General features: G+C 56.1%; 9 protein-coding genes. 5 read left to right on the top strand and 4 right to left on the bottom strand.

Going from position 1 to position 10,528, the window contains the following annotated elements; translation table 11 throughout:
* From VK725_RS12685 to VK725_RS12675, 3 genes are all read right to left on the bottom strand, one after another.
* On the bottom strand, positions 1–1,825 hold a 1,825-nt coding region (locus VK725_RS12685), incomplete at its 3' end, for a GNVR domain-containing protein (RefSeq protein ID WP_325318421.1).
* Positions 1,826–1,862: 37 nt separating this feature from the next.
* Positions 1,863–2,297 carry a low molecular weight protein-tyrosine-phosphatase gene (locus VK725_RS12680; protein WP_325318420.1) on the bottom strand — a complete coding sequence of 145 codons (435 nt, stop codon included), beginning with the start codon at positions 2,295–2,297 and terminating at the stop codon, positions 1,863–1,865.
* 586 nt (positions 2,298–2,883) lie between these two features.
* Positions 2,884–3,081: a hypothetical protein gene (locus VK725_RS12675; RefSeq protein ID WP_325318419.1), complete on the bottom strand. Its 198-nt coding sequence runs from the start codon at positions 3,079–3,081 to the stop codon at positions 2,884–2,886.
* A gap of 101 nt (positions 3,082–3,182) precedes the next feature.
* Between VK725_RS12675 and VK725_RS12670 the strand changes: the two genes are divergently transcribed.
* The 5 genes from VK725_RS12670 (at position 3,183) to VK725_RS12650 (ending at position 9,845) form a co-directional block, all read left to right on the top strand.
* Positions 3,183–3,869 (top strand): class I SAM-dependent methyltransferase, encoded by a 687-nt coding sequence (locus VK725_RS12670; protein ID WP_325318418.1) that lies wholly within the window; start codon positions 3,183–3,185, stop codon positions 3,867–3,869.
* A gap of 320 nt (positions 3,870–4,189) precedes the next feature.
* Positions 4,190–5,467, top strand: a complete 1,278-nt coding sequence (gene tviB, locus VK725_RS12665; RefSeq protein ID WP_325318417.1) for a Vi polysaccharide biosynthesis UDP-N-acetylglucosamine C-6 dehydrogenase TviB — start codon at positions 4,190–4,192, stop codon at positions 5,465–5,467.
* A 15-nt stretch (positions 5,468–5,482) separates the two neighbouring features.
* The gene (locus VK725_RS12660; protein WP_325318416.1) at positions 5,483–6,493 is read left to right on the top strand and encodes an NAD-dependent epimerase; all 1,011 of its coding nucleotides are present in this window, start codon (positions 5,483–5,485) and stop codon (positions 6,491–6,493) included.
* 47 nt (positions 6,494–6,540) lie between these two features.
* A complete protein-coding gene (locus VK725_RS12655) occupies positions 6,541–8,220 on the top strand; it encodes a GMC oxidoreductase (protein ID WP_325318415.1) in 1,680 nt (559 codons plus the stop codon).
* 224 nt (positions 8,221–8,444) lie between these two features.
* Entirely contained in the window at positions 8,445–9,845 is a 1,401-nt protein-coding gene (locus VK725_RS12650) for a TIGR03013 family XrtA/PEP-CTERM system glycosyltransferase (protein ID WP_325318414.1), read from the top strand.
* On the opposite strand, the gene VK725_RS12645 is transcribed toward VK725_RS12650, so the two are convergent.
* On the bottom strand, positions 9,846–10,502 hold the full coding sequence (locus VK725_RS12645; protein WP_325318413.1) for a J domain-containing protein: 657 nt from the start codon (positions 10,500–10,502) through the stop codon (positions 9,846–9,848).
* Between the last annotated feature and the right edge of the window lie 26 nt (positions 10,503–10,528).

The following is a 10,528-nucleotide window of genomic DNA, read 5'->3' as shown; positions in this document are numbered from 1 at the left end:
CATCTACCAACTCGGCCTGACCGGAAATCAATTCCGAAAGACCGACATCGGCCTTGCCACCCAAAACCGAGTGCAGCGAACCCATACGTAGATCGCCATCGATCAGCAAAACCCTTTGCCCGCTTTGCGCCACCACTGCAGCAAGATTGGCAGAGACGAAGGTTTTTCCCGTACCCGGGCTTGCGCCGGAGATCATCAGCACATTGTTTTTTGCTTCCAGGCGCGCGAAATGCAGACTGGTTCGCAAACTTCGCAAAGCTTCGGCAGCGAGATCTGCAGGTGCATCTGTAACAAGCAAGTGTTGCCTGGTATCTCCACGACTTCGCTTGCCTTCGAGCGCAACTTCACGTGAACTGACTGGGATGGTGGCATACACCGGCAAGCCAAGATTCTCGATGACAGCGGGGTCCTCGATGCCGCGATTGAGCACCTGCCGGATGAAGACATACATGATGGCGACGACGCCACCGAGTACGGCGCCTCCAAGCACCACGATAAGTTTTTTCGGCCAAGCCGGATCGGTAATATCCACCGCCGCGTTATCGACGATACGTACATTGCCAACGGTGCCCGCCCGAGCGATATCCAACTGCTGAGCCTGGTTCAGCAAATTTTGATAGGTTTGATTGCTCACCTGCACATCGCTGTTGAGCTTCAATAGCGTCTTCTGCGTATCCGGCAAGCCACCGATTTGCTTGTCGATCGACGCTTTTTGACCTTCCAATTCGCCTATCTGCTTCATCAACGATCTATACGCTGGATGCTCAGGCGTAAATTGGCGTTGCATATCCGCCTGTTGCAGACGCAATTGCTCGAGGTTTGTTTCGATGGAAACGTTCTGATTCAGCAAGCTCTGCGTCTGCAGATTCACATCGACAGAATGTGCCTGGTTCTGAAAAGCATTGAGCGCTTCCGTCGCTTTCTCCAATTCCATACGTACATTCGGAAGCTGCTCCTTCACAAACTTCAGACTGTTCGTCGCTTCTGCGGAATTGCGATCGACATCTTGCCGAACGTAAAGCTCGCCCACTTGTTCGAGTAGATTGGCAGCGAGCTTCGGGTCCGGATTGTTATAGGTCATCCGGAGGATGCCGGAGTCTTTGCCCTCTTCCTTGACGTCGATTTTTTTCTGCAGGCTATTAATCACCGTCAAGTCGCGGTGGCGAAAGACGCGGAAGCGCGTGCCTTGATTGGCAGCCAACGTTTTGACCTGCATGGTCACACCGTGGCCGCTGGACGATTGCCCTGTCCGACCGATAACGAGGACGTTGTCGTCGTCATCCTGCAAAACATAGACACCGCCTTCACCGGCGGTCAATTGCAGTGGTTTATCCAGCAGGTCGTCGGGAACATCCAACTGAAAGATATCCAGCTTTGAACCGCCCCAGTCATAGCCGGCCAAGCCGAATAGAGCAGGCGCGACCTTGCCGGGATTTTTTGCAGCGTAATAATGGGCGAAGAAATTACCAAGCAACGGAAACCGGTGCGGACTGGCTTGAATCGTGAGGTTGAGCTTGTTCACCGCGGCGCCGACGACCATGCGTGACGTGATCAGATCCGATTCCGTCGTCGCGACTGGGCTTTCAGCGCTCAATGTCTGGCTGAGCGCGCTCAACCCCGGCAGATCCGGCACCTTCTGCTCGACCTGCACCATCGCGCTAGCCTGATAGATCGGCGTTGCCATCAATGCGTAGATCACGCTAAGTGCGACGAATACCGCGATGATGATGATGATTCGCCACTTGTTGTCTTTCAGCGTGCCGAGCATGTCGCTCAGATCAATCTCACCACCATCACGCTGCAAAGGTATTTGAGTAGTGAACATGCGAGCGATCACTCCAACACATGGAGGAAAAAAGGAATCACAAGTAAGCCGCCCAACTATCGACGCCGCCCATGATCATTTCGTACACGCGCTCGAATACGGATCGTGATTGACCGTAGGGATCAGGAACGTCGCGCCCACCCAACCATTTGTCGAGCAGATAAACCTTGCCACGCGCCTCGGGCGCAAGCTGAACCATCGCGTCGACATGCTTCTTTTCCATGCCAAGTACGAGATCGGCCTGAAGCAACATGGAAGACGTGAGTTGATGGGCGCGATGCGACGTACCATCGACACCGCTTTCATTGAGAAGCTGCAGGACGGTTGCGTCCATCGGAGTGCCGACCAGCGCGTCGAGCCCCGCACTGCATGACTGAATGCCGCGCGCGCGCATCCGATCCTGGAAAAGGTATTCGGCCGCGGGACTGCGGCAGATGTTGCCCATACAGACGACCAATACTTGCTTGAACACGATGCTGGCAAACTCCCGGACGTAGGCTAATCGACGCCATTTGAAGACGCCGGTGATTAAAGCCCCCCTGTCCGATCTGGAAATCACATGCCTGAATGGATTCCAGAATCGCGCTACTAGCAATGCTTGGCTGGACGATCTCCAAAAACTGAAAGGATTGTTACCACACGAGGATGAACCGAACACATCGACTTGGGACACATCGACTTAAAACACACCGACTTGAATACCGCCCGCATTGTGTCTGGGTACTCACACGACAACTGTGATGCACGTCATCTCAAACAGGGACAGTGTCGCCAATGCAAGATATCGAAGCCTCATCAATCATTGCATGATCGAATTGCCAGTCAGTGAACCTTAGTGAAACGATTAGCCATTGACACGATGTAGCAACATCACACATGTGCGCGTGACATCGGTGCGACATAAAGCGCTTTCCACGCGCTCTACACGTAGGTTCCGCACTAGGTATAGACATATCTATTCGACAGATATGTCGTCAGATGAATGCAAGCAATTACGATTTACGATGGATTTATATTTATCAAAATCTCATGCACAAACTAGATCGATCACTCCATCGTCACAGACTACGCGGATTGCATGGTTGATCGATATCGGTGCCGCGCAGCACGGCGACGTGGTATGAAAGCAATTGTGGCGGCACAGTGAAAACGGCGGGTTCGATGCATTCACCACCTGCGTCGATGCACAGAATGCAGCCGCGTGCAGTGTTCTCATCGATGTGCTGTGCGTCCGCCGTTGTGCAACTATTTGACACGCACACCATTCAAAAGAAGCAACTGATGTTCAGCGCCGAAGCCTGGGCTCAGGCAACTAGCTAGACGACAAAACGAAACTTCACGTTGCAGGAGCGCTGCCATGAAAGACCTCATCAAGCGAATTCCCGTCATCGGTCCCGTTGCACGCAGCGTATACCGGCGATGGCTCAATCCCCCCAAACCCTTCCACGGTTCGGAGGATTATTGGATCGCGCGATATCGCGAAGGCGGTAACTCCGGCGCAGGTTCGTATAGCCGCCTCGCTGAATTCAAGGCGGAAGTGCTGAACGACTTCGTCGCCACTCACGATATTCGTGACGTTATCGAGTTTGGCTGCGGCGATGGCAACCAATTGGCGCTGGCCAGATATCCGTCCTATCTCGGCTTGGACGTTAGCCCGCATGCGATCGAAGGCTGCACCGAACGTTTCGCCAGCGATGCCAGCAAGTCGTTCATGCTGGTGCACGACTACACGGGGCAGACGGCCCAGCTCGCGCTATCGCTGGATGTGATCTATCACCTGACCGAGGACGAGGTGTACGAAACGTACATGCGTACCTTGTTTGGCGCAGCGCGGGATTATGTTGTGATCTATTCGTCCGATAAAGACGAAGCGCAGGCGCAGATCGCGCATGTGCGCCACCGCCAGTTCAGTCGATGGGTGCGTGCGAATGCGCCGGGCTGGCGACTGCTCCGGCATATACCCAATCGTTATCCCTACACCGGGGACAACGACACGGGCTCACTCGCCGATTTCTATATCTATGGCAGAGGGAGCCTGGTCTGAGCGGCTCTCGCATGCGAGTTCTACAATAAAAACCATGCGGTGACGGGCTATGGTGATGCGCCGTGCCTTGATCATGCGTGTCACTGCGCTCGGTAAGCCAACACCTTATGCCTTCATGGATACCCCTCGACCTGAAGAAGCCATAGCTAGGGCGTTCTCGCTGCGGTAGTGTTCGAACGCCCGGATCTGCAAGAACGTATAAGCGCGACCAGGGCAACGACCCATAGCGGAGTTGCAGGCGGTCCGATACTAGTGTCAACTGCGCGGGCTGGGGGCCGACTCATTCCGTCCCGGAAAGTACCAACCACCAGGAAGTTCGTATGCGGAATCTGGAAAACACCAAGCTCGCCATCATCGGACTCGGTTATGTAGGCCTGCCGCTGGCCGCGGAGTTTGGCAAGCATTACGACACTGTCGGTTTCGACATCAATAGAACGCGTATCGAGGAACTGCGTGCCGGTCGCGACAGCACGCTGGAGGTCGACGCCAATGAGCTGGCCTCCGCCACGCGATTGCGCTTCAGTGCCGATCTGGCCGATCTGGCCGATCGCAATACTTATATCGTTACCGTACCGACACCGATCGACAACGCCAAGCGCCCTGACCTCACGCCGTTGATCAAGGCTAGCGAAACGCTTGGCAAGGTACTGACGGTCGGCGATGTGGTGGTCTACGAATCGACCGTGTACCCAGGCTGCACCGAGGAGGTCTGTATTCCGATCCTCGAAAAGGTGTCCGGACTTGTTTACAACCGTGACTTCTTCGCCGGCTATAGCCCCGAACGCATCAATCCGGGCGACAAACACCATCGCGTCACCAACATTCTCAAAGTTACCTCCGGCTCGACCCCGGAAACGGCGGATTTCGTCGATCGTCTGTATGGGTCGGTGATCACCGCTGGCACGCATAAAGCCAGTTCACTGAAGGTAGCTGAGGCGGCCAAGGTGATCGAGAACACTCAGCGCGATCTCAATATTGCGCTAATCAACGATCTGGCGATTCTGTTCAATAAGCTGGGTATCGATACGCTTGAAGTACTGCAGGCAGCCGGCACAAAGTGGAACTTCCTGCCCTTTCGGCCCGGCCTCGTCGGCGGCCATTGCATCAGTGTCGATCCGTATTACCTCACGCACAAGGCGCAAGAAGTCGGGCATCACCCGGATGTCATTCTTGCCGGGCGACGCACCAACGACAGCATGGGCCCTTATATCGCCGGCGAAGTGATCCGCTTGATGGTGTGCAAAGGTATCAACCCGGTGAACGCCCGTATTCTGATGTTGGGTCTCGCATTCAAGGAAAACTGCCCCGACCTGCGCAACACCCGTGTGGTCGATATTTTGAAAGCGCTTTGTGGTTACAACGCGCAGGTCGATATCCATGATCCATGGGTCAACGCTGCCGAAGCCGAACACGAGTACGCGATCACACCGGTGGCCCAACCGCGGGCTGGCGACTATGACGCGGTCATCATCGCGGTCGGGCATCGGGAATTTGTCGCGATGGGCGTGGAAGGCATACGCGCCTTTGGCAAGCCGTCATCGGTGATCTATGACGTGAAATACGTGCTTCCGCGCGAAGCAGTCGATGGACGCCTTTGAATAGGATGTCATGCCATGAAAGTGCTCGTTACCGGCACCGCCGGTTTTATCGGTTCGCATGTCGCGCTCAAGCTGCTTGAACGCGGCGACCACGTCATCGGCTTCGATAGCCTCAACGATTACTATGATGTCGGTTTGAAAAAAGCGCGCCTTGCGCGATTTATCGAACATCCGCGCTATACGCACATTCATGCCGATCTCGCCGATCGCGCCGCCGTGGAAAGCGCTTTCGCCACGCATAAGCCGCAACGCGTGATCAACCTCGCCGCGCAGGCGGGTGTGCGTTATGCCGCAGAAAATCCACATATTTACGTTGCCAGCAATGTCACGGGTTTTTTGCATATTCTCGAAGGCTGCCGACAACATTCTGTGGAACACCTGGTGTTTGCCTCGACAAGTTCGGTCTATGGCGCCAACACGGCCATGCCCTTCTCCGAGCACCAATCGACTGAACACCCGCTCACGCTCTACGCCGCGACCAAAAAAGCCAACGAACAGATGGCGCATAGTTATGCGCACTTGTATGGCATTCCCAGCACGGGCCTGCGATTCTTTACGGTTTACGGGCCATGGGGGCGCCCGGACATGGCGCTATTTCTGTTCACCAAAGCCATGCTAGCCGGGGAACCGATCAAGGTTTTCAACCACGGCAAACACAAGCGCAGCTTTACTTATATCGACGATATCGCCGAAGGCGTCGTGCGCACTTTGGATAAGGTGCCGGGTAAAAACGCTGACTGGAATGGTGACGCACCCGATCCAGCCAGCAGCGGCGTGGCACCGTATCGGCTGTACAACATCGGCAACGAACAACCGGTGGAGTTGCTTCATTACATCGAGGTGCTGGAGCAATGCCTGGGATGCAAAGCGCGGATGGAGATGCTTCCGCTACAAGCCGGCGATGTGCCCGATACCGAAGCGGATGTAACAGAACTGATACAGTCAGTGGGCTATGCGCCGAAAATTTCCGTAGCCACGGGTATCGCCAACTTCGTAAGCTGGTATCGGGACTACTACCGCGAGTAGTTTAAGCAGCTCGCAGTAGCACGCTAACGTGAGCATCTGGGGGCGTAGTGATCATCGATTATCTGGATAGCTCGGCCAAAACCGACTTCGACGTAGACGTATGCGTCGTCGGCGCTGGCGCCGCCGGCATTGCCATCGCGCGGCATTTCATCGGCACATCGATAACCGTGTGCTTGGTCGAAGGCGGAGGCGCCACCGGCGAAGAACAAAGCCAAACCCTGTATGAAGGCACGTCGATCGGCCCGGTGCCCTTTGATGCAGGCACCTCGCGCATGCGCGTATTTGGCGGTAGTTGCAATCTGTGGGGCGGCGGCTGCATTCCACTGGGCAAACACGATTTGGACGAACGCCAATGGGTGCCGCATAGCGGCTGGCCCATCGCCTACGACGAGCTGAAACCTTATTACGAACGCGCGCGCGAGTATTGTCAGATTGAAGCGCACCCGTTTACCGACGGCTCTTTTCTGACCGAAGTCGCGCGCAGTCCGATCTCGTTCGACGCCGATAAGCTGATCAACCCGGTGTTTGCACGCAGCCCGATTCTGTTCGGTAACGCGTATCGATCTGAGCTGAAAAGCGCGCTGAATATCACGGTTTTATTGCACGCCAACTTGCTTGAACTCCACGCGTCGGCCAGTGGCGCTGCGATTCGCTATGCACGCATCGGCACTGTCGATGGACGCAAAGGTGTCGTCCGGGCACGGCACTATGTGCTTGCCTGCGGCGGCATTGAAAATGCGCGCATGCTGCTGCTATCCAATTCTGTTTTGCCACGCGGTCTAGGTAACGAATACGATCTCGTAGGCCGTTATTTCATGGATCATCCCTGCGGAAGCATGGGCGCGATCATCACCGATACACCGGAACGGCTTACGCGACCTTACGATCGAAATCTAGGCAAAGGCCCCGCACCCGCATTTCCTGAAATCGCCTTGTCGCCTGCATTTCAACAAGCGCACCGCATCTTGAATGGACGCGTGCATCCTTTTGCAGTGGAAGGCGCCGTGCCGCAAGGTATTCGATCTTTGCGCGATTTCCGTGCCGCGTTGCGGCCAACCGTGCAGGATGAAAATGCGTTATTGGAAGCGCGCTTATGTGCTGCGCTGAAAAACGCGCCGTCCAATGATGACGATACACGCGTACGCAGCGACAACAAGGCGTTGCTGGCGTTACGCGTTGGACTGGGATCTGTGGATATCGCCAAAGCCATGCTGCAAAAACTTGGCAGCAAGCCTACCGTGCGCAGCAACCGGGTCGAACTGATCGGATATTTTGAACAGGCGCCCAATCCCGATAGCCGTGTCGCGCTCGCCGAAGAACGCGACGTGCTGGGCTTGCCCAAGGTCTGCGTCGACTGGCGGCTAACCGCACTGGATCGCTATACCTACCGCACTGCGGCGGCGCTTTTCGGCGCAGAGCTTGCCGGTGCATGCGGCGGAACCTACCAGCCCGCAGCGTGGTTGAGCGAGGATGACAGCGCAACCGCCCAGGTTCATACGACTGCTCATCATCTGGGCACGACGCGCATGTCCGACGATCCGCAACAAGGTGTCGTCGACCAGCAATGTCGCGTGCACGGCTTAGACAATCTGCATATTGCCGGAAGCTCCGTGTTTCCAACGGGTGGCTGGGCGTTCCCGACCTTCACGATCATCGCCTTGAGCTTGCGACTCGCCGATCAACTGCGTACACAATTGCGTACGAGCGCTCTGTCCGAAGCAATATAAAAGCGCATCTCGGAAGGGATTGATCCGGACCAAAAGCAGGGCGATGGCGATTTCACATGCACATCATCCGACGCGATATCGCCGATGTGTATCAAGCATGTAACAACCTGTATACATGCCTCCCCCGATTAAAAAATGGCAGCCTAAATGGACGTCGACACCGTCATAAAAAGAGCGTAGTTTCGGAGTCCGCTTATAAGGACATGGCGTGAAGGGGGATCCAAATGCTTCGCTTTCTGCGCCGTCAAACGGTGCGCTGGTTACTGCTATTCGGTGTCACCGAATTGCTTTTGCTTGCAGCGTCACTGCATTTGGCTATGTATCTTCGTTATTTCCGTGACGCGGACGAACTGGCCGAGTTTTCGCATCACTTGCCGCTGCGATCTTTTATCTTTGCGTCCGTCATTCTGCTTGGCATGGCCGCGCTCGGCGAATACCGCATGCATCTGCGTACGACCTGGCTGGGTGCTGTGGCACGACAAGCCGTTGCGTTCGTCATCGGCGGTTTATTGCTGATCATCGGCTATTACATCGTGCCGCAAGCGTATGTCGGTCGCGGCGTGCTGGGTATTGCGCTAGTCATCGGCTTTCTGGCGGTCATAGCCTTTCGCCTGCTTTTTATGCGCTTGGTGGGGATCGAATCGCTCAAACCGCGCGTATTGATTCTCGGTACTGGCCAGCGCGCCGCGCAAATTCACAATCGCATGCGCCGGCGCTCGGATCGCCGCGGTTTTACCATCGTTGGCTATGTACCCACCCACGGCGAGGAATCTGCCGTTCCCGCAGAGCATGTGCTTGCCATGGACGTTCCACTGGTTGCCCTGGTCAAGCGCGAACAAATCAACGAAATTGTGGTGGGCGTGGACGATCGCCGCGGCAGACTGCCGATGGACGGCTTGCTGCAATGCCGGCAAGCGGGCGTGATGATTACCGACCTCACTACATTCTTTGAGCGTGAATCCGGACGCGTGCAATTGTCGTGGCTGGAGCCCTCGTGGCTGGTTTTCTCCAGCGGTTTCAATGCCACGCCGCTGCATAGACTGAGCAAACGCTGTTTCGACGTGATGGCCGCCATAACGCTGCTGTTGCTGTGCTGGCCGATAATGCTGGCGGTGGCGCTGGCGATTCGGCTGGAGTCGGGTCCCGGTCAACCCATCTTTTATCGGCAGGAACGTGTCGGCGAAGACGGTAAAACCTTTTGGCTGTTGAAATTCCGCAGCATGCGCACCGATGCCGAACGCGATGGCGTAGCGCGCTGGGCCAGTAAGCACGATGATCGAGTGACACGCGTCGGTCGTATTTGCCGCAAGTTGCGCTTCGACGAACTGCCCCAGCTATGGAACGTACTCAAGAGCGAAATGAGCATCGTCGGTCCACGTCCCGAGCGGCCGCAGTTTGTTGCCGATCTGGCCGCAAAGATTCCTTTCTACAGCCTGCGCCACTGCCTGAAACCGGGCCTCGCTGGCTGGGCGCAATTGAGCTACCCGTATGGCGCGTCAGAAGAAGACGCCGCCGAAAAGCTCAAATACGACCTTTTTTATGTAAAAAATCACAATTTGCTGTTGGACATGCTGATCCTGATCGAGACTGTGGAAGTCGTCTTGTTCAATCGCGGTGCGCGCTGATCAATTGCGCGCAGCAGAGGGGCGTGTGCGAGTCGTTTTCAGCGCGTGCAACGGCGAGCTGTACCAATCGACCAGCGAACCGTGATCGAAACGCACCCACGATGGTCCGTACTCCCACAGATCATCATGCATCGCGACGGGATCGCCCTCGATGGCACGCACATTTTCCTTCGACATGCCCACTGCCAGCATCGGCGCAACCGACACATCGGCAGGGCCGGCATCATTGTCGTTAGTGGCGTTGTCGGCAGTCCCGTCCGGCTGCGGAACCACGGCGGATACGCCCCAAAACAAAATCCCGATCGCGACCAGTGCAATCGGTATCAGCCATTTCAGATTCGGACGTGGTCGCGCGTTGGAAGGTGCCGGCGATGATGCGTGCGGCGGCGGATTCTCCCTGCGTGGCGTGACGGCTCGTGCCGGTGGCGCTGCTCCGGGCAGGCGACCATGAAGTCGCTGAAACTCCATCGCCGCTTCATATTGGGCATTGAGCTGTTGCAGCCGCTGTATGCGCGTACGGGGATAGCCCTGTGGTTTGCCGTCTGGATGCAGCGTGGATACCTGGCGGCGATAAGCCTGCTTGAATTCCTGCAGGCCGCAGTCGGGGCTTACCCGCAGCTGCCGGTACAGGTCGAGAAAATCGATCTCGTTAACCACGCCTTTTCCCCTGTTGCATGGTGGTT

The organism is Dyella sp. (assembly GCF_035486915.1).
Classification (GTDB): domain Bacteria; phylum Pseudomonadota; class Gammaproteobacteria; order Xanthomonadales; family Rhodanobacteraceae; genus Dyella_B.
This window is presented reverse-complemented; position numbering and strand designations above follow the sequence as displayed.